The 23,476-nt window shown below is 64.5% G+C and carries 20 protein-coding genes and 1 pseudogene; 4 read left to right on the forward strand and 17 right to left on the reverse strand.

The window, feature by feature from the left end:
• The 3 genes from BRAS3843_RS15700 to BRAS3843_RS15710 all read right to left on the reverse strand — a co-directional run.
• Positions 1 to 872, reverse strand: an 872-nt coding sequence (locus BRAS3843_RS15700) for a F0F1 ATP synthase subunit gamma (RefSeq protein ID WP_035981832.1), incomplete at its 3' end; no start/stop codon positions are given.
• Between the two features lie 153 nt (positions 873 to 1,025).
• A complete protein-coding gene (gene atpA / locus BRAS3843_RS15705; RefSeq protein WP_008969931.1) occupies positions 1,026 to 2,555 on the reverse strand; it encodes a F0F1 ATP synthase subunit alpha in 1,530 nt (509 codons plus the stop codon).
• Positions 2,555 to 3,115, reverse strand: a complete 561-nt coding sequence (locus BRAS3843_RS15710; RefSeq protein ID WP_035981833.1) for a F0F1 ATP synthase subunit delta — start codon at positions 3,113 to 3,115, stop codon at positions 2,555 to 2,557. The genes atpA and BRAS3843_RS15710 overlap by 1 nt, the downstream gene beginning before the upstream one ends.
• A gap of 655 nt (positions 3,116 to 3,770) precedes the next feature.
• Between BRAS3843_RS15710 and BRAS3843_RS15715 the strand changes: the two genes are divergently transcribed.
• Entirely contained in the window at positions 3,771 to 4,322 is a 552-nt protein-coding gene (locus tag BRAS3843_RS15715) for a septal ring lytic transglycosylase RlpA family protein (protein WP_008969933.1), read from the forward strand.
• Positions 4,323 to 4,433: 111 nt separating this feature from the next.
• Here the strand turns inward: BRAS3843_RS15715 and BRAS3843_RS15720 are convergent, their stop codons facing one another.
• Positions 4,434 to 6,644: a primosomal protein N' gene (locus BRAS3843_RS15720; RefSeq protein WP_008969934.1), complete on the reverse strand. Its 2,211-nt coding sequence runs from the start codon at positions 6,642 to 6,644 to the stop codon at positions 4,434 to 4,436.
• A gap of 112 nt (positions 6,645 to 6,756) precedes the next feature.
• On the opposite strand from BRAS3843_RS15720, the gene BRAS3843_RS15725 reads away from it, so the two are divergent.
• A complete protein-coding gene (locus BRAS3843_RS15725) occupies positions 6,757 to 7,752 on the forward strand; it encodes a tyrosine recombinase XerC (RefSeq protein WP_008969935.1) in 996 nt (331 codons plus the stop codon).
• Positions 7,753 to 7,844: 92 nt separating this feature from the next.
• On the forward strand, positions 7,845 to 8,435 hold the full coding sequence (locus tag BRAS3843_RS15730; RefSeq protein WP_008969936.1) for a DUF4337 domain-containing protein: 591 nt from the start codon (positions 7,845 to 7,847) through the stop codon (positions 8,433 to 8,435).
• A 60-nt stretch (positions 8,436 to 8,495) separates the two neighbouring features.
• Here BRAS3843_RS15730 and BRAS3843_RS15735 read toward each other — a convergent pair whose 3' ends face one another.
• The 13 genes from BRAS3843_RS15735 to BRAS3843_RS15795 all read right to left on the reverse strand — a co-directional run bounded on the left by BRAS3843_RS15735 (position 8,496) and on the right by BRAS3843_RS15795 (position 23,248).
• Positions 8,496 to 9,026, reverse strand: coding sequence for a hypothetical protein (locus BRAS3843_RS15735; RefSeq protein WP_008969937.1), 531 nt, complete (start codon positions 9,024 to 9,026; stop codon positions 8,496 to 8,498).
• Positions 9,027 to 9,147: 121 nt separating this feature from the next.
• On the reverse strand, positions 9,148 to 10,551 hold the full coding sequence (gene lpdA, locus BRAS3843_RS15740; RefSeq protein WP_008969938.1) for a dihydrolipoyl dehydrogenase: 1,404 nt from the start codon (positions 10,549 to 10,551) through the stop codon (positions 9,148 to 9,150).
• A 49-nt stretch (positions 10,552 to 10,600) separates the two neighbouring features.
• The gene (locus BRAS3843_RS15745; RefSeq protein WP_008969939.1) at positions 10,601 to 11,347 is read right to left on the reverse strand and encodes an SDR family oxidoreductase; all 747 of its coding nucleotides are present in this window, start codon (positions 11,345 to 11,347) and stop codon (positions 10,601 to 10,603) included.
• A 62-nt stretch (positions 11,348 to 11,409) separates the two neighbouring features.
• Entirely contained in the window at positions 11,410 to 12,651 is a 1,242-nt protein-coding gene (gene odhB, locus BRAS3843_RS15750) for a 2-oxoglutarate dehydrogenase complex dihydrolipoyllysine-residue succinyltransferase (RefSeq protein WP_008969940.1), read from the reverse strand.
• 126 nt (positions 12,652 to 12,777) lie between these two features.
• A complete protein-coding gene (locus tag BRAS3843_RS15755; protein ID WP_008969941.1) occupies positions 12,778 to 15,735 on the reverse strand; it encodes a 2-oxoglutarate dehydrogenase E1 component in 2,958 nt (985 codons plus the stop codon).
• 137 nt (positions 15,736 to 15,872) lie between these two features.
• A complete protein-coding gene (gene sucD, locus BRAS3843_RS15760) occupies positions 15,873 to 16,757 on the reverse strand; it encodes a succinate--CoA ligase subunit alpha (RefSeq protein WP_008969943.1) in 885 nt (294 codons plus the stop codon).
• Positions 16,758 to 16,767: 10 nt separating this feature from the next.
• Complete coding sequence (locus BRAS3843_RS15765) at positions 16,768 to 17,331, reverse strand: hypothetical protein (RefSeq protein WP_008969944.1); 564 nt, start codon at positions 17,329 to 17,331, stop codon at positions 16,768 to 16,770.
• 200 nt (positions 17,332 to 17,531) lie between these two features.
• Positions 17,532 to 18,008: a DUF1579 family protein gene (locus BRAS3843_RS15770; RefSeq protein ID WP_008969945.1), complete on the reverse strand. Its 477-nt coding sequence runs from the start codon at positions 18,006 to 18,008 to the stop codon at positions 17,532 to 17,534.
• Between the two features lie 5 nt (positions 18,009 to 18,013).
• Complete coding sequence (gene sucC / locus BRAS3843_RS15775) at positions 18,014 to 19,210, reverse strand: ADP-forming succinate--CoA ligase subunit beta (protein WP_008969946.1); 1,197 nt, start codon at positions 19,208 to 19,210, stop codon at positions 18,014 to 18,016.
• 127 nt (positions 19,211 to 19,337) lie between these two features.
• Positions 19,338 to 20,306, reverse strand: coding sequence for a malate dehydrogenase (gene mdh / locus BRAS3843_RS15780; RefSeq protein WP_008969947.1), 969 nt, complete (start codon positions 20,304 to 20,306; stop codon positions 19,338 to 19,340).
• Positions 20,307 to 20,539: 233 nt separating this feature from the next.
• Positions 20,540 to 21,721 (reverse strand): cell division protein ZapE, encoded by a 1,182-nt coding sequence (zapE, locus tag BRAS3843_RS15785; protein ID WP_008969948.1) that lies wholly within the window; start codon positions 21,719 to 21,721, stop codon positions 20,540 to 20,542.
• A 143-nt stretch (positions 21,722 to 21,864) separates the two neighbouring features.
• A complete protein-coding gene (gene thpR / locus BRAS3843_RS15790) occupies positions 21,865 to 22,401 on the reverse strand; it encodes an RNA 2',3'-cyclic phosphodiesterase (RefSeq protein WP_008969949.1) in 537 nt (178 codons plus the stop codon).
• Between the two features lie 214 nt (positions 22,402 to 22,615).
• Positions 22,616 to 23,248, reverse strand: coding sequence for an arylesterase (locus BRAS3843_RS15795; protein WP_008969950.1), 633 nt, complete (start codon positions 23,246 to 23,248; stop codon positions 22,616 to 22,618).
• A 55-nt stretch (positions 23,249 to 23,303) separates the two neighbouring features.
• Between BRAS3843_RS15795 and BRAS3843_RS15800 the strand changes: the two are divergent.
• Positions 23,304 to 23,476, forward strand: a pseudogene (locus tag BRAS3843_RS15800) (ABC transporter ATP-binding protein); the annotation flags it as partial.

The following is a 23,476-nucleotide window of genomic DNA, read 5'->3' on the forward strand; positions in this document are numbered from 1 at the left end:
GCCTCGGCACCCGAAATGATTTCGATCAGCTCCTTGGTGATCATGGCCTGACGGGTCCGGTTGTAGACCAGCGTCTGCTTGCGGATCATCTCGCCGGCGTTGCGCGTCGCGTTGTCCATCGCCGTCATCTGCGCGCCATAGAACGAGGCGTTGTTCTCCAGGAGCGCGCGGAAGATCTGCACGGCGACGTTGCGCGGCAGCAGACGCGAAAGGATCTCGTCCTCTTCCGGCTCATATTCGTAAGGCGCGATCGGCGCGGCATTGGCGGGTCGCTCTTCGAGCTCGAGCGGGATGATCTGCTGGGCGGTCGGCAGCTGCGCGATCACCGATTTGAAGCGCGAATAGAACAGCGTGCAGACGTCGAACTCACCGGCCTCGAACCGCGCGATCACCTGCTTGGCGATGCCCTCGGCGTTGACAAAGCCGAGCTGGCGCACCGCGCGCAGGTCGACATGCTCGATGATCTGCTTCTCGAACTGGCGGCGGAGCTGCTCATAGCCCTTGCGGCCGACGCAGAAGAATTTGACTTCCTTGCCCTCGTTCATCAACGCCAGCGCGCGCTCACGCGCCAGACGCACGATCGAGGAATTGAACGCGCCGGACAGGCCGCGCTCGCCGGTGCAGACCAGGAGCAGATGCACCCGATCGGCGCCGGTGCCCGCCAGCAGCTTCGGCGCGGTGCTCGATCCCGCCGCAGCGCTGGCGATATTCGAAATCACCGCGTCCATCTTTTCGGCATAGGGACGCGCCGCTTCGGCCGCCATCTGCGCCCGGCGCAGCTTCGAAGCCGCAACCATCTGCATGGCCTTGGTGATCTTCTGCGTCGCCTTGGTCGAGGCGATGCGGACCCGCATATCTTTCAGTGACGCCATTGTTCGTCCAGCTCACCCCGTGATCTGCCCTAGGACTTCGACCACTCGCCTCATTTCGTCATGCCCGGCCTTGTGCCGGGCATCCATGTCTTGCGTTCCGCCCACGTCGAAGACGTGAATGGCCTGAACAAGTCCGGCCATGACGGCATCGTCTTATGCGAAGTTCTTCGCGTAAGCCTCGACGACGGCCTTCAGCTTGGATGCGCTGTCGTCCGACAGGTCGCGGCTGTCGCGAATGGCGTTGAGCAGGTCGGTATGCTTGCCGCGCAGTGTCGACAGCAGTCCCTGCTCGAACGCACCGACCTTGTTGACCGGCAGCGCGTCGAGATAGCCGTTGGTGCCGGCCCAGATCACGCAGACCTGCTCTTCCATCTTCAGCGGCGAGAACTGCGGTTGCTTCAACAGCTCGGTCAGGCGCGAACCGCGGTTCAGCAGGCGTTGGGTCGCGGCATCGAGGTCGGAGCCGAACTGCGCAAAGGCCGCCATTTCGCGGTACTGCGCGAGCTCACCCTTGATCTTGCCGGCGACCTTCTTCATCGCCTTGGTCTGCGCGGCCGAGCCGACGCGCGACACCGACAGACCGACGTTCACGGCGGGACGGATGCCCTGGAAGAACAGATCGGTCTCCAGGAAGATCTGGCCGTCGGTGATCGAGATGACGTTGGTCGGGATGTAGGCCGACACGTCGTTGGCCTGGGTCTCGATGACCGGCAGCGCCGTCAGCGAGCCCGCACCCTGGCTGTCGTTCAGCTTGGCGGCGCGCTCGAGCAGGCGCGAGTGCAGATAGAAGACGTCGCCCGGATAGGCTTCGCGGCCGGGCGGACGGCGCAGCAACAGCGACATCTGGCGATAGGCGACGGCCTGCTTCGACAGGTCGTCATAGATGATGACGGCGTGCATGCCGTTGTCGCGGAAGTACTCGCCCATGGTGCAGCCGGTGAACGGCGCGAGATACTGCATCGGTGCCGGGTCGGAGGCGGTCGCGGCGACCACGACCGAATACTCCAGCGCGCCCTGCTCCTCGAGCACCTTCACGAACTGCGCAACCGTCGAGCGCTTCTGACCGACCGCCACGTAGACGCAGTACAGCTTGATCTTCTCGTCGTTCTGCGCGTTCAACGGCTTCTGGTTCAGGATGGTGTCGAGCGCGATCGCGGTCTTGCCGGTCTGACGGTCGCCGATGATCAGCTCGCGCTGACCGCGGCCGATCGGGATCAGCGCGTCGATCGCCTTCAGGCCAGTGGCCATCGGCTCATGCACCGACTTGCGCGGAATAATGCCGGGAGCCTTGACGTCAACCCGGCGGCGCTCGGCGCCCACAATCGGACCCTTGCCGTCGATCGGATTGCCGAGCGCGTCGACGACGCGGCCGAGCAGACCCTTGCCGACCGGTGCGTCGACGATGGCGCGGGTGCGCTTGACGGTCTGGCCTTCCTTGATCTCACGGTCGGCGCCGAAGATCACGATGCCGACATTGTCGGTTTCGAGGTTCAGCGCCATGCCGCGGGTGCCGTTCTCGAACTCGACCATCTCGCCGGCCTGGACGTTGTCGAGGCCGTAGACGCGGGCGATGCCGTCACCGACGGACAACACCTGGCCGACTTCGGAGACCTCGGCTTCCTGCCCGAAATTCTTGATCTGGTTCTTGAGGATCGCGGAAATTTCCGCGGCGCGGATGTCCATCAGCCTGCCTCTTTCATCGCGTGCTTAATCGAATTGAGTTTGGTGCGAAGCGAGCTATCGACCATGCGGCTGCCGAGCTTGACGACGAGACCGCCGATGATCGCTGGATCGACCTTCACATTGAGCGCAACGTCCTTGCCGGTCACCGTCTTCAGGGCGGCCTTCAGGGCGTCGAGATTCTTTTCGGAGAGCGGCTCGGCCACCGTCACATCGGCACTGGCCTCGCCCTTGAACTTGGCCACCAGCGCGTTGAAGGCGCGGATCACGTCGGCCACCGCGAACAGCCGGCGGTTGGCGGTCAGCACCTTCAGAAAATTGGCGGCAATGCCGGAGATGCCGGCGCTCTCGAGCACCGCGGTCAGCGCCTTGAGCTGAACATCGGCGGCGAAGACCGGGCTGCGCACCAGGCGCTTCAACTCGGCGCTTTCGGTCAGAAGCGCGTCAAACTGATCGAGATCAGCCTTGACCGCGTCGATCGACTTCTCGTCGCGGGCCAACTCAAACAGGGCCGTCGCATAACGACCGGATACACCTGATACGGATGGATCTTCAGCAGCCACAGACGTGCTCTTTTTATTATGTCAAATCCGCAAGGAAAAAACCGGCGCCACGATGCAGCGCAAACCGATTAAGCCCTTGGAATTCAAGCCGGACTTTGATTTTCGATCGCCGCGGGAGCGGCTCGATCACGAAAAGCGGCGCTTTGCTAACATAGCGTAAGCGCAGCCGCAACAAGACGGGGCCCGCAATCGGCGCCTGATTGTCGCGGTGCGGCCGGCCTGCACCGATCTCCCGACGCCGAGCCGTTCGCAGTCACCGGAACACCATACCGCATATTGCGAGCTGGTCGGGGCCGGGTTCCCCGCGCTGCATGCATGGCCGTTATGAAGGAATCCCCTTGACCTGCGTTTTTCGGGCCGCACGCCGCCTCCCGCGCGTTACAGCCGCAATATTTGCTGAAAACTTACGAGAAATGACAAAGACTTATCTAGACAGTATTCGAAAGTATTGAACTGGTTAAATTTCAGTTAACGTGCAATATTACGGAATTTTCTTGGATCAGCTTCTGGCATCACGGAATATTTCTCGCACGGACGCTCAAAATCTACTGCCCCATTCGTGACGCATTTCGCCACCAAACGGCGCCCGCTCAAAAGTCACGGGGGTCCACTGGCCACAGAACGTGGCAATACTGCCTTGAGGGAACCATTATAGATGCTGAAACTGAACAACCTGCCGGTCGCCAAGATCGCCGGCTCGCGGACCGCGCTGGCCGTTGCCGTCGCCCTGATCGTCGGTGGCACCGCCACCGAGGCGTCGGCCCGGGCGAGGCATCACCATCATCGCTATCATCACCACCACGCCGCCCGGCACATGGGCGAGGCGGCCTCCGAGCAGGCTTCGAACGGCTGGTCCTCGAACGGCTGGTCGAACGGATCCTGGATGAACGCCAATGCCTCGTTCGGGTCGAGCTCGGGCGGCGGCCGGACCTTCTCCGGCATGGCGTCCTATTACGGCAGCGAGTCCGGCAGCCGCACCGCTTCCGGCCAGCGCATGAACTCCAACGCCATGACTTGCGCGCACCGCTCGCTGCCGTTCGGCACCAAGCTGCGCGTCACCCATGGCGGCCAAAGCGTCATCGTCACCGTCAATGATCGTGGGCCGTTCATCCGCGGCAGGGTGCTCGATCTCTCGACCGGCGCCGCCCGCGCGATCGGTCTGACCCGTGCCGGCGTCGGCCGCGTCACCGCCGAAGTGGTGTCGTAGCCGCGAGGCCCATGCGCCCCCTCGCGTGCTGTGAGGGGCGCAACATCCCCCTTTTCGTCATTCCGGGCTGGTGCGTTAGCACCAGATCCGGAATGACGACGCGGAGCGTCCTCACAAAAAGCTCTGCGGGTCGACGTCGACCTCGAGCTTGAGATTGCCCTTCGGCTTCGGCGCATGCGCCAGCCAGTGGCGCAGATAATCCGACAGATCGAAATTGCGCGCGGATTTCAAAAGCAGCCTGAAACGATAGCGGCCCTTGATGACCGCCAGTGGCGCTTCCGCCGGTCCCAGCAAGGTCACGCCTTCCTCGCGCGGTGCGGTGGCCGCGAGCTTGCGCGCAAACCCCTCGGCCGTGGGCCGGTCGCCTGCAGAAATGATCAGGCTCGCCAGCCGCCCGAACGGCGGGTACGACGTGCGCTCGCGCGCCTCGATCTCGCTGGCATAGAACGCGTCGCGGTCGCACGCGATCAGCGCCTTCATCACGGGATGCTCCGGCTGATGCGTCTGCAGATAGCCGACCCCGCGCCCCTGGTCGCGGCCAGCACGCCCGATCACCTGGTTCAGCAGCTGCCAGGTGCGCTCGGCGGCGCGCGGATCGCCATTGCCCAGGCCCAGATCGGCATCGACCACGCCGACCAGATTGAGCCTCGGGAAGTGGTGTCCCTTGGCGACGAGCTGGGTGCCGATGATGATGTCGACGCGACCTTCGGCGATCTCGGTCAACTCGGCGCGCATGGTCTCGATCGAGGTGATGAGATCGCTCGACAGCACCATGCTGCGCGCGTCCGGGAACAGCGCCGCCGCCTCCTCCTGCAGCCGCTCCACGCCGGGACCGACCGCGACCAGTGACTGCTCCGCCGCGCAGTGGGGGCAGGTCGGCGGCCGCGGCATCGAGAAGCCGCAATGATGGCAGACCAGGCGCTGACGGAAGCGGTGATCGACCAGCCAGGCGTCGCAGATGGTACAGGCGAAGCGATGACCGCAAGCGCGACACAGAGTGAGCGGCGCATAGCCGCGCCGGTTCAGGAACAAGAGCGCCTGCTCGCGACGCTCGATCGCGGTGCGGATCTCACCGGCAAGGCGCGGCGAGATGAAGCGGCCGCGTGGCGGCGGCTCGCGGCGGAGATCGATGGCCTCGATGTGCGGCATGTGCTGGCCGCCGAAGCGCGAGGGCAGCGCGACGCGCTGGTAGCGGCCTTTGCGCACATTGACCTCGGTCTCGACCGAGGGCGTGGCCGAGGCCAGCACCACCGGGATCTTGGCGATGTGGCCGCGCACCACGGCCATGTCACGGGCGTGGTAGTGCGCGCCGTCATCCTGCTTGTAGGCCTGGTCGTGCTCCTCATCGACCACGATGAGCCCGAGATTCGCATAGGGCAGGAACAGCGCGGAGCGCGCGCCGACCACGACGGGCGCTTCGCCGGCGGCGATCGCCGCCCAGTTGCGCTGGCGGGTGCGGGGCGTCAGCTCGGAATGCCATTCCAGCGGCCGCACGCCGAAGCGGCGCGAGAAGCGGTCGAGAAACTGACCGGTGAGCGCGATCTCCGGCATCAGGATCAGCGATTGTTTGCCGCGGCGGACGGTCTCGGCGACCGCCTCGAAATACACTTCCGTCTTGCCGGAGCCGGTGACGCCGTCGAGCAGCGCGACATGGAAGGTGCCGTTGGCGGCGAGCGCGCGCATTGCATCGACGGCGGCGCGCTGCTCGCGAAAGAACTCCGGCTGCGCGAAGGACGGATCGGGCGGTGGCGGCGGCAGAGCGCGCGGCATCGCTTCGACGCTCAGCGTGCCCTCGTCGACGAGCCCGTCGATCACACCGGTGGAGACGCCAGCTTCGCGCGCCAGGTCCGACTTGCCGTGCAACAGCCGGTCCGACAGGATCTCGATCACCCGCCGCCGTGCCGGCGTCAGCCGTTTCGGCGGCTCGCCCACCAGCCGCACGCCGAGCCGGATGCGCTCCGGCCCGAGATGCTCGCCCATGCGCAGGCACATCCGCAGCACCATGCCGCGGGCAGAGAGCGTGTAATTGGCGACCCAGTCGACCAGCGCCCGCAACTCGTCCTTGAGCGGCGGCACGTCGAGCTTTTCAGAAACATCCTTCAGCCGGTTGTGCAGGCGCGGGTCCGGATTGGCGTTGTCGGCCCAGACCACCGCCAGCACCTCGCGCGGCCCCAAGGGCACGCCGACGACGTCGCCCGGTTTCAGCTCCATGCCGCGCGGCACGCGGTAGGAATAGGTGTGGTCGAGCGCGACCGGCACCAGCACATCGACCACGCCGGTCGAGGCGGCCGCGCCTGAATGGGAGTTGGTCACGCGGTCCATGTTTAGGATCGGTTTGCCTGGGGAATTGACGCTAGCGCGGCCGCGCGAGGTTAGCGAATGGTAAACGAAGGCAATGCGATATAGTTAGATCATCCGCGCTGTCCAGAACACCATGGCCAAAGCAGAGAACCAGGTAGAGAAGACGACCGCAAAAGCCCCCGAAGCGCTCGACCTCGTCTGCGCCGACGACAGCGTCTCGCGGGCAATGGCGCAGTGGCTTCAGCACCTGCAGAGCGAGCGGCGGCTGTCGCCGAAGACGGTCGAAGCCTATGCGCGCGACTTGCGGCAATGTTTGCAGTTCCTCTGCGAGCACTGGGGCGAGCGCGTCACGCTGGCACGATTCGCCGCGCTGGAGGCCGCCGATATCCGCGCCTTCCTGGCCATGCGCCGCGCCGGAGACATCGCTGGCCGCTCGCTGATGCGCGCGCTCGCGGGCCTGCGCTCGTTCGGCCGTTTCCTGGAACGCGAGGGCAAGGGCAGGGTCGGGGCTTTCGCGGCGATCCGCGCACCGAAGATTGCCAAAAGCCTGCCCAAGCCGCTGCCGATGGATGCGGCCAAGCGCGTCACAGACGCCGACGAGCGCGCTGGCGAAACCCGCGAGACCTGGGTGCTGGCGCGCGACGCCGCCGTGCTGGCGCTGCTCTACGGCTCGGGCCTGCGCATCTCCGAGGCGCTCGGCCTGAAACGGCGCGAGGTGCCGCGGCCGGGCGAAGGCGACGTGCTGATCGTGACCGGCAAGGGCAACAAGACCCGAATGGTGCCGGTGCTGCAGAACGTGCTGCAGCTGATCGACGAATATGCCGCGCTGTGCCCCTACCCGCTGCCTGCGGAGGGGCCGATGTTCATCGGCGCCAAGGGCGGGCCACTCAGTCCCCGTATCATCCAGCTCGCAATGGAGCGGCTGCGCGGCGCGCTCGGGCTGCCCGACAGCGCCACGCCGCACGCGCTGCGCCATTCGTTTGCGACGCACTTGCTGTCGCGCGGCGGCGATCTGCGCGCGATCCAGGAGCTGCTCGGCCACGCCTCGCTGTCGACGACGCAAATCTATACCGGCATCGATGCTGAACGGCTGCTCGAAGTGTATGCCTCAGCGCACCCGCGGCGCTGAGCCGGCGCAGACACGTTTCCGTCACATCGTTGCTCTTGCGCTGACCCTGCCGTTCCGGCAATCGTGCCGGCTATGGACTTGGAGGGGAACAGATGAGCGCACATGAAAGCATGGAGCACGCCGAACACGCCGAGCACGCCTCGGGCGAAAACCGGAAGATCGCACTGCTGATCGCCGTGATCGCACTGTTCCTGGCGCTGTCGGAAACCCTCGGCAAGGGCGCACAGACCGAAGCTATCAGCAAGAATGTCGAAGCCTCCAACCTCTGGGCGTTCTTCCAGGCCAAGACGATCCGACGCACTGTGGTGCAGACGGCAGCCGAACAGGGCAAGCTCAATTTGCCGGCGCTGCCCGACGACGCCACCAGGGCGGCGCTGCAGAAGCAGATCGACGACTGGCAGAAGAACGCCGCGCGCTACCGGTCGGAGCCGGAGACCGGCGAAGGCAGCGAGCAGCTCTCCGAGCGCGCCAGGCATGCCGAGGAGGAGCGCGACCTCGCCACGGCCAAGTACCATCACTATGAGTTGGCGTCAGGCGCCTTCCAGATCGCGATCGTGCTGGCATCGGCGACCATCATCACCGGGATGCTGGCGCTGGCCTGGGTTTCGGGTGCGTTGATGCTGGTCGGCATCGCCATGACTGCGCTCGGCCTGTTCGAGCCGCACCTGCTGCCTCTGCATTGATGCGGCGCGCAAGGCTGCACGCGTAACCACCTGCCCTCTCCTGGATGAGGGCAGGTGACGTCACCGTGCTTCCTGCACGCTCTTGCGGAAGCGCAGGATCAGCCGCCAGAACCGTGACGACCAGCGATCGCCATTGCCGCGCACGACGTCCAGGACACGCTGCTTGACCGGCTCGACCAGTTCAGAGGCCCTGGCGCGCAGCGAGAGCACGGCCTGATAGAGCCGCGCGAACCACGCCATCTGCAACAATTTGGGCCGCGTCACGTCGAACACGAAGGCGGTGACGCCGAGACCAACGAACTTCGCGAACAGGACCGTGGCGGCTCCGCCCATGAAGTGATGATGCGTGAGCAGCCAAAGCGCAACCAGCTTCAGCGGAAACAGCAGGACCGGCGGCACCACGAAAACCACCAGCGTCAGCGGCGGCGAGAGCGTGTCGATCTGCGCCGCAAGCCAGTGCTTGAGCGCGCGCAGCGGAATCGCCGCGACCACACGCGCCACGATCGGCTCGAGATGATCCCATAGCCAGGCTTCGATCAGGAAGATGATCGCAAGCAGGACCCAGAACGGCTGAAGCAAGCGGCGCAGCATGGCACTCCATCTCCGCCCGCGAGCCGCGCCCGATGCGGTCAAATGACGCAGCATCGCGCTTGGCTGTCTGTCAGCATGATCGTTCGACGCGCATTGGAACGATGATGCCTGCGGACGTCGATCACATATGGATGGCACGCTTGCCGACCGCAAGCGCCGCCTCCTTGATGGCTTCGGAGCGGGTCGGGTGCGCGTGACAGGTGCGCGCCAGATCCTCGGCCGAACCACCGAATTCCATCAATACGGCCGCTTCGTGAATCATCTCGCCGGCCTCGCGGCCGATGATATGCACGCCGAGCACGCGATCGGTTTTTGCATCTGCGAGGATCTTGACGAAGCCATCGGTGGTCTGGTTGACCTTCGAACGGCCATTCGCGGTAAACGGAAACTTACCGACGGTATAGGCGGCGCCCGCCTGCTTCAGTTCCTCCTCGGTCTTGCCGACAGAGGAAACCTCCGGTGTGGTGTAGACGACGCCAGGTATCACGTCGTAGTTCACATGCCCAGCCTGGCCGGCGAGAATCTCCGCCACCGCCACGCCTTCATCCTCGGCCTTGTGCGCGAGCATCGGACCGGCGACGACGTCACCGATCGCGTAGACGCCCGGCACGTTGGTCGCGAAATGGTGATCGATCTGCACCCGGCCGCGATTGTCGAGGATGACACCGGCCTCCTGCAGGCCCAGTCCTTCCGTATAGGGCACGCGGCCGATCGCGATCAGCACGACATCGGCCTCGATCGTCTCGGGACTGCCGCCGGCGGCCGGCTCAATGGTCGCGGCGAGCTTCGCAGCCGAGGTGTTCACACCGGTCACCTTGGCGCCGAGCTTGAATGCAAAGCCCTGCTTTTCCAGGATGCGCTGAAACTGCTTGGCGATCTCGCCATCCATCCCCGGGAGAATACGGTCGAGGAATTCGACGACCGTGACCTGCGTGCCGAGGCGGCGCCACACCGAGCCAAGCTCGAGACCGATCACGCCGGCGCCGACCACGAGCAGCTTCGAAGGCACCTTCTCCAGCGACAGCGCGCCGGTGGACGAGACGACGCGCTTCTCGTCGATCTCGATGCCCTTCAACTGCGCGACGTCGGAGCCGGTGGCGATCACGATGTTCTTGGTCTCGACCATCTGGCTCGCGCCGCCCTGGCCCGTGACCTGAACCTTGCCGGTGCCGAGAATCTTGCCCTTGCCGTTCAGCACATCGATCTTGTTCTTCTTCATCAGGAACTCGACGCCCTTGACGTTGCCGTCGATGCCTTGCTGCTTGAAGTTCATCATCGAGGGCAGATCGAGCTTGGGTGCGGGAACGCTGACGCCCATCTTGGCGAAGGAATGTCCGGCCTCTTCAAACATCTCCGAGGCATGTAGCAGCGCCTTCGAGGGCATGCAGCCGACATTGAGACAGGTGCCGCCGAGCGTGGCGTTCTTCTCAACGACGGCTACCTTCATGCCGAGCTGCGCCGCGCGGATCGCGCAGACGTAACCTCCGGGCCCAGTGCCGATAACAACGAGATCGTAAGTAGCCATGATGCTAGTTTTCCGTGGGAATTTAGTCTGAGGAGGGCGACGGTCGGCGTCAGCGTCCGCCGGACACGTCGAGAATGGCTGAAGTGACGTAGGACGCCTCGTCCGACAACAGCCAGACGATGGCATTGGCGATTTCTTCGGCGGTGCCGACGCGCTTCATCGGCACCATCGGCGCCAGCCGATGCGCGCGATCAGGCTCGCCGCCGGAGGCATGGATTTCAGTATCGATCAGGCCGGGCCGAATGGCGGCAACGCGAATGCCTTCGCCGGCGACCTCATGTCCGAGGCCGACCGTGAACGAGTCGATCGCTCCCTTGGAGGCGGCATAGTCGACGTAAGTATTGGGCGAGCCGAGCCGCGCGGCGACGGAGGACAGATTGACGATCACGCCACCCTTGCCGCCATGCCGGGTCGACATCCGCTTCACCGCTTCGCGGGCGCAGAGAATGCTGCCGGTCACGTTGATCGCCATCAGCCGCTCGATACGCTCGGCGCTCATCTCGTCGACCCGCGAGGTCGGTCCGACGATGCCGGCATTGTTGATGAGCGCCCCGAGCGGACCGAATGCGTCGGCCGCCTTGAACAGAGCGAGGATGTCGCGCTCATGGCCGACATCGCATTTCACCGCGATGGCCTTGCCGTTCTTCGCCTCGATCGCCGCGACCGTGCTCTTGGCCGCGGCCTCGTTGCTGGCATAGCCGACCACGACCTTGAAGCCGCGCGCGGCCACGGCAAGCGCGGTGGCGCGGCCAATGCCGCGACTACCGCCGGTGATGACTGCAACTCGATCGGTCATGAGTGCCCCCATTAGCCTTGAGGCGCGCTTTGGGCGCGCCTCACATGATCAGTACTCCGGCCTCAGAGATCCAGCACCAGCCGCGCCGGATCCTCCAGGCTCTCCTTGACGCGCACCAGGAAGGTCACCGCCTCCTTGCCGTCGATGACGCGGTGATCATAGGACAGCGCCAGATACATCATCGGCCGCACCTCGATCTTGCCGCCGATCACCATCGGCCGCTCCTGGATCTTGTGCATGCCGAGGATGCCCGACTGCGGGGCATTCAGGATCGGCGTCGACATCAACGAACCGTAGATGCCGCCATTGGTGATCGTGAAGGTGCCGCCCTGCATCTCCTCGATCTTGAGCTGACCGTCGCGGGCGCGGCGGCCGAAATCGGCGATGCCCTTCTCGATGTCGGCGATCGACTTGTGGTCGCAGTCGCGCACCACGGGCACGACCAGGCCCTTGTCGGTGCCGACCGCGACCCCGATGTGATAGTAGTTCTTGTAGATCAGGTCGGTGCCGTCGATCTCGGCGTTGACCGCCGGGATGTCCTTCAGTGCCTGCACCACCGCCTTGGTGAAGAAGCCCATGAAGCCGAGCTTGGCGCCGTGCTTCTTCTCGAACGCGTCCTTGTACTGGCTGCGCAGCGCCATCACGTGGGTCATGTCGACCTCGTTGAAGGTCGTGAGCATCGCCGCGGTGTTCTGCACGTCCTTCAGGCGGCGGGCGATGGTCTGGCGCAGGCGCGTCATCTTCACGCGCTCTTCGCGCGCGGCGTCATCGGCCGGCGACGGTGCCCGGACCTGCACCGCGGCAGCCGGCTGATTGACCGGGGTCGGCGCCGAGGCTGCGCGCTCGATCGCGGCCAGCATGTCGCCCTTGGTGACGCGGCCATCCTTGCCGGAGCCCGGCACGGTGGTGGCATCGACGCCGCTTTCGGCCGAGAGCTTGCGTACGGAAGGGGCGAGCGGCGCGTCGGCCGGCGGCGCCTTCGCGGCGGGAGCCGAGGCAGCCGCTGCCGCCGGCGGAGCGGCCGAAGCGACCGGCTTGGCGGGAGCGGCGGCGGGCTTGGCCGCGGCCGCGCCGTCATTGATCTGCCCGAGCAGCGCACCGACCGCGACCGTCTCGCCGTCCTTGGCCACGATCTCGCCGAGCGTTCCGGCCGAGGGCGACGGCACCTCGATGGTCACCTTGTCGGTCTCGAGCTCCACCAAAGGCTCGTCCACCGCCACCGCATCGCCGGCCTTCTTGAACCAGCGGCCGATGGTGGCCTCGGTGACGGATTCACCGAGCGTCGGAACGCGAATTTCAGTCATGGTCTTATCCTCAATAACCCCGTGCGGTCATAAACGTGAGTGTCATCGCCCGCGGGCGCGGGCGATCCAGTACGAACAGATGTGGCTACGCGTACTGAGTGGCCCGCTCATGCGGGCCACGAAGGACTAGTTCAGCGCATCGTCGAGCAGCGCCTTGAGCTGGGCCAGATGCTTCGACATCAGACCGGTGGCGGTCGCAGCCGACGCGGCGCGGCCGGCATAGCGCGGACGCTTGCTCTTGCCGCCGACCTGATTCAGCACCCACTCGAGATACGGCTCGATGAAGTGCCAGGCGCCCATGTTGCGCGGTTCTTCCTGACACCAGACGACTTCGGCGTTCTTGAAGCGGCTGAGCTCGGTGACCAGCGCCTTCAGCGGCACCGGATAGAGCTGCTCGACGCGCATCAGGTAGACGTCATTGAGCCCGCGCTTCTCGCGCTCATCATAGAGGTCGTAGTAGACCTTGCCCGAGCACAGCACGATGCGGCGGATCTGATCGTCCGGAACAAGCCTGGTCTTGTCGTCCGGCTGCATCTGGGCGTCATCATACAGGATGCGGTGGAACGTCGTGTCCTTGGCGAGCTCGTCGAGCCGCGACACCGCGCGCTTGTGGCGCAGCAGCGACTTCGGCGTCATCAGGATCAGCGGCTTGCGGATCTCGCGATGCAGCTGCCGGCGCAGCACGTGGAAGTAGTTCGCCGGCGTGGTCGGATAGACCACCTGCATGTTGTCCTCGGCGCAGAGCTGCAGATAGCGCTCCAGGCGCGCCGAGGAGTGCTCCGGCCCCTGCCCCTCATAGCCATGCGGCAGCATGCAGACCAGGCCCGACATGCGCAGCCATTTGCGTTCGCCCGAAGAAATGAACTGGTCGAACACGACCTGGGCACCGTTGGCGAAATCGCCGAACTGCGCCTCCCAGCACGCCAGCGCGTTCGGCTCGGCGAGCGAGTAGCCATATTCGAAGCCGAGCACCGCCTCTTCCGACAGCAGCGAGTTGATGACCTCGAAATGCCCCTGCTCCGGCGCCAGATGATTGAACGGCGTGTAGCGGCTCTCATCCTCCTGGTCGATCAGCACCGAATGGCGCTGCGAGAAGGTGCCACGCTCGCAATCCTGGCCGGAGAGACGCACCTGGTGGCCTTCAAGGAGTAGCGCGCAGAACGCCAGTGCCTCGCCGGTCGCCCAATCGAGACCGACGCCGCTCTCGATCGCCTTGGCGCGGTTCTCCAGGAAGCGCTGGATGGTGCGATGGACACGGAAACCGTCCGGCACCTTGGTGATCTTGCGGCCGATCTCCTTGAGCTTCTCGATCTCGACACCGGTGACGCCGCGGCGGGCTTCCTCTTCCTGGTCGGCCGACTTCAGGCCGGCCCATTTGCCGTCCAGCCAGTCGGCCTTGTTCGGACGATAGCTGGCACCGGCCTCGAACTCCGCATCGAGCCGGGCCCGCCAATCGGCCTTGGCCTTCTCGACCTCGCCCTCGGTCATCACGCCCTCGGCGACCAGGCGCTTGGCGTAGATCTCGAGCGTCGACGGATGGGCGCCGATCTTCTTGTACATCACCGGCTGGGTGAAAGCCGGCTCGTCACCCTCGTTGTGACCGTGCCTGCGGTAGCAGAACATGTCGATCACGACCGGCTTGTGGAATTTCTGCCGGAACTCGGTCGCGACCTTGGCGGCGAACACCACCGCTTCAGGATCGTCACCGTTGACGTGGAAGATCGGGGCATCGATCATCTTTGCGACGTCGGACGGGTAAGGCGACGAGCGCGAATAGCGCGGATAGGTGGTGAAGCCGATCTGGTTGTTGACGATGAAGTGCAGCGAGCCGCCGGTGCGGTAGCCCTTCAGGTCTGACAACGCGAAGCACTCGGCCACCACGCCCTGGCCGGCAAATGCCGCGTCGCCATGCATCAACAGCGGCAGCACGGAGATGCGCATGTCCGGCGGATCGCCGTGCTGATCCTGCTTGGCGCGGACCTTGCCGAGCACCACGGGATCGACGATTTCCAGATGCGAGGGATTGGCGGTCAGCGACAGATGGATGCGATTGCCGTCGAACTCGCGATCGGACGACGCGCCGAGGTGGTATTTGACGTCGCCGGAACCCTCGACCGCATCGGGATTGGCCGAGCCGCCCTTGAATTCGTGGAACAGCGCGCGGTGCGGCTTCGCCAGCACCTGGGTCAGCACATTGAGGCGGCCGCGATGCGGCATGCCGAGCACGATCTCTTTGACGCCGAGATTACCACCGCGCTTGATGATCTGCTCGAGCGCCGGGATCAGTGCCTCGCCGCCATCAAGGCCGAAGCGCTTGGTGCCGGTGAACTTGACGTCGCAGAACTTCTCGAAGCCTTCAGCCTCGACCAGCTTCATCAGGATCGCGCGCCGGCCCTCGCGGGTGAAGGAGATTTCCTTGTCCGGCCCCTCGATGCGCTCCTGGATCCAGGCCTTCTGCGCGGCATTGCTGATGTGCATGAACTCGACGCCGAGCGTCTGGCAGTAGGTGCGCTCGCAGATCGCGACGATCTCGCGCAAGGTGCCGTATTCGAGACCGAGCACATGATCGAGGAAGATCTTGCGGTCGAAATCGGCTTCCGTGAAGCCGTAGGAGCGCGGATCGAGCTCTTCGCGGTTGCGCGGCGCCTCGATGCCGAGCGGATCGAGCTTGGCGTGGAAGTGGCCGCGCATGCGGTAGGCGCGGATCAGCATCAACGCGCGCACTGAATCCCGGGTCGCCTGATTGATGTCGGCGGCTGACAGCTCGACGGCCTTGGCCTGAGCCTTCGCCGCGACCTTGGCACCGACCGCCTTCTCGACTTCCGCCCAGTTGCCGTCGAGCGCCGAAGTCAGATCGTCGCGCGGGGAGAGCGGCCAGTTGGCACGCTCCCAGGACGGCCCCTCCGCATTCTTGATGACGTCGGCCGGCTGGTCCTTCAGGCTCTTGAAGAACTCCTGCCAGTCTGGATCGACCGAGGCGGGGTCCTTCTCATAACGAGCATAGATTTCGTCGATATAGGTCGCGTTTGTGCCCTGCAGAAAAGATGACAGGGCAAAGGCGGCGTTCGCATCTTGGCGAGACATGAGGTCGTCCTGGTGATTTCGGTGCGCCAGATCAAATACGGCGCAAGGCCTGACCCGCAGGGAGCGGATCAGGCTCGGTTAGGACCGTTTACCTTATTTATTGTAAATATTCGCGCCGAAAAGAACAAAGCACTGAATTAGGATTTCAATTTTTCGACAAGCGTCTTGCCGAGCCGCGCGGGCGACGGCGACACGGTAATACCAGCCGCTTCCATCGCCGCCGTCTTGGAGCCGGCGTCGCCCTTGCCGCCTGAGATGATCGCGCCGGCATGGCCCATGCGGCGGCCGGGAGGGGCGGTGACACCGGCGATGAAGCCGACCATCGGCTTCTTGCGGCCGCGCTTGGCTTCGTCCTTGATGAACTGCGCCGCATCCTCTTCCGCCGAACCGCCGATCTCGCCGATCATGATGATCGAGCTGGTCTTGTCATCGGCCAGGAACATCTCGAGCATCTCGATGAACTCGGTGCCCTTGACCGGATCGCCGCCGATGCCGACCGCCGTGGTCTGGCCGAGGCCTTCCTGGGAGGTCTGGAACACGGCTTCGTAGGTCAGGGTGCCGGAGCGGGAGACGATGCCAACCGAGCCCGGACGGAAGATGTTGGCCGGCATGATGCCGATCTTGCACTCGCCGGCGGTCATGACGCCCGGGCAGTTCGGCCCGATCAGCCGCGACTTCGACCCCTGCAAGGAGCGCTTGACGCGGACCATGTCGAGCACCGGGATACCTTCGGTGATGCACACGATCAGCGGCACCTCGGCGTCGATCGCCTCGCAGATGGCGTCGGCCGCACCCGGCGGCGGAACGTAGATCACCGAGGCGTCCGCGCCGGTCGCCTCGCGTGCCTCCTTCACGGTGTCGAACACCGGCAGGCCGAGATGGGTCGAGCCACCTTTGCCCGGCGAGGTGCCGCCGACCATCTTGGTCCCATAGGCGATCGCGGCCTCCGAGTGGAACGTGCCGTTCTTGCCGGTGAAGCCCTGGCAGATGACCTTGGTGTTCTTGTCGATCAGGATGGACATCGTTCTTTCTCTAGAGCGGTTTGTTGGAGAGGAGGAGGCGAACGCCCTGTTTGACGTTCTGAGGCGATTTGTCTGAGAGCGTGAGCGTGCGATCGCCCACCGTCCATACGAGGTTCCTGCGCTGACCGTCGGAGCTCATGCCTTCGCTCAAGGGCTTGCCGAGCTTGAGCGTCTTCGCGAGCTCGGCCTTGAAATCGGCGGCATCGATATCAGCGGAGCGGATGCCGCAGCTCTTGAAGTCGCCCTTCGGCCCATGCGACTCGGACACGACGAATTCGTGTGGAGCAACGCCGATGACGGTCCAGCTCTTGGAGCGCGAGAAATAGCCGGAGTCGTCCGGCGGCGCGCCAATGCTCTGCTGGATCGACAGCTGCATCGCGGTGGCCTTCTGCTCACTGCCGGCGAAATCCAGCGGCTCGGCCAGGCAAAGCGTCTGGAACGAGGCCACGAGCGCGGCCGCGCTCTCGCCGGCCTGCGCAGCGCTCGACGCCGCACACATGAGAAACAAGCCACAGAGGCCGGCGGAGAGGCCGGATACGTGGCTGTTGCGAAGATGACGGTCGGCTGCGGACATCGGGACTACCTGACTCGAACTGGGGTTGAGAGGGTGGACATCGACCTCCCCAGACGAGATCCCCGGGCTGAGACCCAGATTGTTTGACGTTTCTTCGGGGTGTTGAGCAAGATGGCCGCGGCACGCGCAGGATCGCGGCTCAAGCCGAGCGGGCAGCTTGACGAGGCTTCAATCTGCGTGGCGCTGATCATCGGCGACCCTCAAGCGACCCGGCGATAGATGCCAGTCAGCACGTCGGACCAGCCTTCGGCGTCCGGCGAGAACTGGATCTTCGTCGAATAGCTGTTGTCGTCGATGACCTCATAGACGTGGCGCGCATTGCCGCGCAGCGAGCCGCGGACCAGCACCAGGGAATTGCCACTCCAACTGCCTGACGCCGGCGACGGCGCGAAATAGCCGAGCGAATCGTGCCAGAACAGCTTGTAGAGCCGATCCTCACGGTCATAGGTGAAGACCGCATGGGTCGCGAAGCTTTCCTTGCCGTCGCGGCTCTGCCTGGTGTCCTGGATCAGATAGAAGCCGTTGAGGTCCATGCGCGCCGAGACGTGCGATGTCGCCTCGCCGCCTTCGACCCATCGCGACGGATAGACCGTCTCCTCGCCGCGCCACTCGCCGGCGAACACCGCAAGCCTGCGATGCTCTTCCGTCGGCAGCGGTGCGGCGAGACGGTCCGCCATCGGTGTCAGGCTCCCTTCACCGCCTTGACGATCTTCTGCGCGGCGTCGTCGAGATTGTCGGCCGGCAGCACGTTGAGGCCGGACTCGCTGATGATCTTCTTGCCCAGCTCGACATTGGTGCCTTCGAGGCGCACCACCAGCGGCACCTTCAGGCCGACTTCCTTCACCGCGGCGACCACGCCCTCGGCGATGACATCGCACTTCATGATGCCGCCGAAGATGTTGATCAGGATCCCCTTCACGTTGGGATCTGCGGTGATGATCTTGAACGCCGCCGTCACCTTCTCCTTGTTGGCGCCGCCGCCGACATCGAGGAAGTTGGCCGGCTCCATGCCGTAGAGCTTGATGATATCCATCGTCGCCATCGCGAGGCCGGCGCCGTTGACCATGCAGCCGATGGTGCCGTCGAGCGCGACGTAGTTCAGATCGTATTTCGACGCCTCGATCTCCTTGGCGTCCTCCTCGGTCTCGTCGCGCAGTTCGACGATCTCCGGATGCCGGAACAGCGCGTTGGAGTCGAACGACACCTTGGCGTCGAGCACCCGCAGCTGGCCCTGCTTGGTCACCACCAGCGGATTGATCTCCAGCATCGCCATGTCCTTGGCGACGAAGGCCGTATAGAGCTGGGTCGCGAGCTTCTCGGCCTGCTTGGCGAGGTCGCCGGAGAGCTTCAGCGCCTTGGCAACGGTGCGGCCGTGATGCGGCATGACGCCGGTCGCCGGATCGACCGAGAAGGTGACGATCTTCTCGGGAGTCTCGTGCGCGACGTCCTCGATATTCACGCCGCCTTCGGTCGAGACGACGAACGCGACCTTCGAGGTCTCGCGATCAACCAGCAGCGACAGATAGAATTCCTTGTCGATGTCGGAGCCATCTTCGATGTAGAGGCGGTTGACCTGCTTGCCCTCCGCGCCGGTCTGAACCGTGACGAGCGTGGCGCCGAGCATCTGCTTGGCGAACTCGTTGACCTCAGCGACCGACTTGGCGAGGCGGACGCCGCCCTTGTCGCCGGCGGATGCTTCCTTGAACTTGCCCTTGCCGCGGCCGCCGGCATGGATCTGGCTCTTCACCACCCAGATCGGACCGCCCAGCGTTTTGGCGGCGGCATCCGAATCCTCCGGCCGCAGCACCGGCACGCCTTTCGAGATCGGCACACCGAATTCATGCAGCAGCGCCTTGGCCTGGTATTCGTGAATGTTCATACGAGCATGCTCCCCGACCCCACCTGGGGTGAATTGCAACGATCCAATTCGGTCTCCTGGTATACCATATACCAAGCGGCCGGCAACCCGGTGATTGCGTGCGGGCCTGGCGGCCCGCCGCTATGCCTCACTTGCCGAGCAAGTCGGGCGCGATCTTCCTGCAGGCGTCGACCAGCCCCTGCACCGCGGCAACGGACTTGTCGAAGGCGTCGCGATCCTTGCCGGCAAGCTCGATCTCGACCACGCGCTCGACGCCCTTGGAGCCGATCACGACGGGGACGCCGACATACATGTCCTTCACGCCGAATTCGCCGTTGAGATAGGCCGCGCAGGGCAGCACGCGCTTTTTGTCGCGCAGGTAGCTTTCAGCCATCGCGATCGCCGAGGCCGCCGGGGCGTAATAGGCCGAACCGGTCTTCAGCAGGTTGACGATCTCCGCGCCGCCATTGCGGGTACGGTCGACGATCTCGTCGATGCGGGCCTGCGAGGTCCAGCCCATCTTGACCAGATCGGGCAGCGGAATACCGGCCACGGTGGAATATTTGGTCAGCGGCACCATGGTGTCGCCATGGCCGCCGAGCACGAAGGCAGTGACGTCCTCGACCGAGACATTGAACTCATCGGCCAGGAAGTAGCGGAAGCGCGCGGAGTCCAGCACGCCGGCCATGCCGACCACCTTCTTGTGCGGCAGGCCCGAGGCCTTCTGCAGCGCCCAGACCATGGCGTCGAGCGGATTGGTGATGCAGATGACGAAGGCATCGGGCGCGTACTTCTTGATGCCGGCGCCGACCTGCTCCATCACCTTGAGATTGATCGACAGCAGATCGTCGCGGCTCATGCCGGGCTTGCGCGGCACGCCGGCAGTGACGATGCAGACCTTCGCATTGTCCAGCGCCTCATAGGAATTGGCGCCCGAGTAGTGCGCGTCAAAGCCGTCGACCGGCGACGACTGGGCGATGTCGAGGGCCTTGCCCTGCGGCACACCTTCCGCGATGTCGAACATCACGACGTCGCCGAGCTCCTTCAGGCCGATGAGGTGAGCCAGCGTTCCGCCGATCTGACCGGAGCCAATCAAAGCAATCTTGTCGCGCGCCATGGAGGAATGTCCTTTGAACCCCGAGCGGGTGGAGGGAGGTGGAAAAAGCCTGGAGGCTGGTTATCCCTTTCGCCTTGGCCGTTCAAGTCGCGCCATGGCCAATTGTCGCGGCTGCCTGCATTTCCATCAGCCCCCCTGAAAACCCAGTCGGGATCGTCATTGGCGGCGCGGGCATGGCCATTTCGCGGCCGTGTGCCCACTGAGAGGATTTGCCCGCCGCCGTACCTGCGACGTCAGGTTTCGACCAACCCGGTCGAGGTGCCGCTGGCCATCGAGTCCTTCCGCCCGTGAGGCAGCGCCAGATAGGATTCCGAACCCATTTCGATCAGGCGAGAGGTGGTTCGCTTGAACTCCATCGCTTCGATGCCGTCGTTTGCGAGATAGAGCGAGACCGGGTTGGCTTCCGCCGAGGCGATCAGCTTCACGGCGTTGTCATAGAGCGCGTCGATCAGGGTAATGAAGCGCTTGGCGGCATTGCGCTCGGCGTAATCCATCACTGGGATACGGTCGACCAGGATGGTGTGATAGTCGTGCGCGAGCCGCAGATAGTCGGACGCAGCCAGCGGCTGCTCGCACAATTCCGCGAACGAAAAGCGTGCGACACCCGGCGCCGAGCACGGGACGCGCAAGGTGCGGCCCTTGATCACGATGTCGCGCGGCTTGCACTTGGCGTTGCCGGTGAGCTTCGCCCAGGCCTTGTCGAGCGCAGCCTGCGAGTCGACATCCGGCGGCACCAGCCACATCTTGACGCCGGCCAGCTTCTCGAGCCGGAAGTCGGTGCGTGCGTCCAGCCGCGCGACTTCCATGTGGTCTTCGATCTGCTTGATGAAGGGCAGAAACAGGGCGCGGTTCAACCCGCCTTTGTAGAGATCCTCGGGCGCGACATTCGAGGTCGCGACGACGACGGTGCCGAGCTCGAACAGTTTGGCAAACAGCCGTCCCAGGATCATCGCGTCCGCGATGTCGGTGACGTGGAATTCGTCAAAACACAGCAGCCAGGCATCTTCGAAGATCGCGTTCGCGGTCAGCCCGATCACATCGGCATCGGCAAGCTGGCCGCGCGCGATGCTCTGCCGGTATCCGTAGATGCGCTCATGCACCTCGGCCATGAACTCATGGAAATGCGCGCGCCGCTTGTGTTCGACCGGACAGGTCTGGAAGAACAGGTCCATCAGCATGGTCTTGCCGCGGCCGACCTCGCCATGGACATAGAGGCCGCGCGGCGGTTCGCTCTTGTCGGAAAAGAGCCGGCCCAGCAGGCCCTGCTTACGGGCAGGCTTGTAGGTCGACAGTCGACGCTCCAGCGCGGCCAAAGCATCAGCGACCTCCGCCTGTGCGGGATCGGCCTCAATGGCGCCGGAATCGATGAGCGCCTGATATTGGGCGCGAAACGCATCTGACGGAGTGGACAGCATGAGCCCACTCTAGGTCATGAGGCTTACGAAAATTGCAAGCCGTCATTTGGTGGTGGCCGCTATGCGGGCACCATCCTTGTTTTGGTATACGGCGCCCAAACAACCGCCGCAAAATACCGGCGAGCTACAACGACACGCAAAGCTCACGGGCACAGCTCGTAGGCGTCCTCGACCACATAGGGTCCGCCACCGGTCGAGGCGCGCGAGGAGAACAGCACGAAGCGCTCGGCCACGAACACCTGGCTCGGGAAATAGCCGCGCACCGACAGATAGTCCGCGACGTCCTGGCTGGAGGCATCATGCAGCCGCGCCAGCGTGACATGCGGGACGAATTTGCGCCCCTCCGGATCGAGCCCGATCCGCTGCATCATCCGCTCGAGCTCGGCCTGCAGCTCGATCAGCGGCCGGCTCGGCGCGATGTTGGCAATCACGGCGCGCGGCTTGCGGCCGCCGAAGCTGGACAGTCCCTGCACCGTCACCTCGAAAGGTTTGCGGTTGACCCGCCACAGCATCGAGGCGATCTCGTTGGCGGAGACGCCGTCGATATCGCCGATGAAGCGCAGGGTGACGTGATAGTTTTCGGGATCGACCCAGCGGGCGCCGGGGAGGCCACCCCGCAAGCCGGAAAGGGTCTGGCCGATATCGGCCGGGATTTCCAGTCCAGTGAACAGACGCGGCATCGTGTGAGGCTCCCGATGCTTGAGACCGCCCCCGCAAGATAACGGGCTCGGCCTCCCGAAGTTGATCGACGACGAATCGCCGATGCATATTTCCTACCGAACTTATATGACTCTGCGAAGCAAGGCGCGTTAACGGATGGGAAACCTGCGGACAACCTTGGTCTAGTGGCTTATCGCAGGTTAGCGAGGACCACCTGCGTTAAGCGGTTGGCGATCATTGCCCACGGAGCGGACGCAGAAATGCCTCCACGGTGGGCAACATCTTCGAGACGATGATGTCGACGCCTGCCGCCGTGGGATGGATGCCGTCGGCCTGGTTGAGCTTCGGGTCAGCCGCGACGCCCTCGAGAAAGAACGGATAGAGCGGCACGTCGAAGCGCTTGGCGAGATCCGGGTAGATCGCGTCGAACTTCGCCGCATAATTGCTGCCATAGTTCGGCGGCGCCAGCATGCCGCACAGCATGACCGCAATCTTGCGCGCCTTCAGCCGGGTCACGATCTCGGTGAGCGCGCTGCGGGTGAGCATCGGATCGATGCCGCGGAGCGCGTCATTGGCTCCGAGCTCGACGATGACGGCCTCGGTCCCATCGGGCACCGACCAGTCGAGCCGGTCGCGGCCACCGGAGGCGGTATCGCCGGATACCCCCGCGTTCGTCATGTCAATGGGTAGCCCCTTGTCCTGCAAAGCCTTTTGCAATTTTGCCGGAAATGCCTCCTGGCCCGCCAGGCCGAGGCCTGCGCTCAGGGAATCCCCGAGCACCACCACCTTGATCGGTTTGGTGGCCTCAGCCCCGGCCAGCGCCGGATGTCCCGTCATCAAGCCGAGCATCAACACAAGTATGTGCACAAACGGCCGCGCGAATCTCTCGACCCGGCTTGCTGAAGTGCCATATGACCGAGCCATGGACAGCCTCATCGAAACCTCGCAATTGGCCGGCCTCGTGCCGGACACCATTTCCATCTCCAACGTCAACCTCTCGCTCGGCACCGGCGCTGCGCGGGTTCATATCCTGAAAGATATCAGCCTGCGCGTCGGCCAGGGAGAAACCATCGGCCTGATCGGGCCTGGAGTCGG

This window comes from Bradyrhizobium sp. STM 3843, from assembly GCF_000239815.1.
In the GTDB taxonomy this organism is placed as follows: Bacteria; Pseudomonadota; Alphaproteobacteria; order Rhizobiales; family Xanthobacteraceae; genus Bradyrhizobium.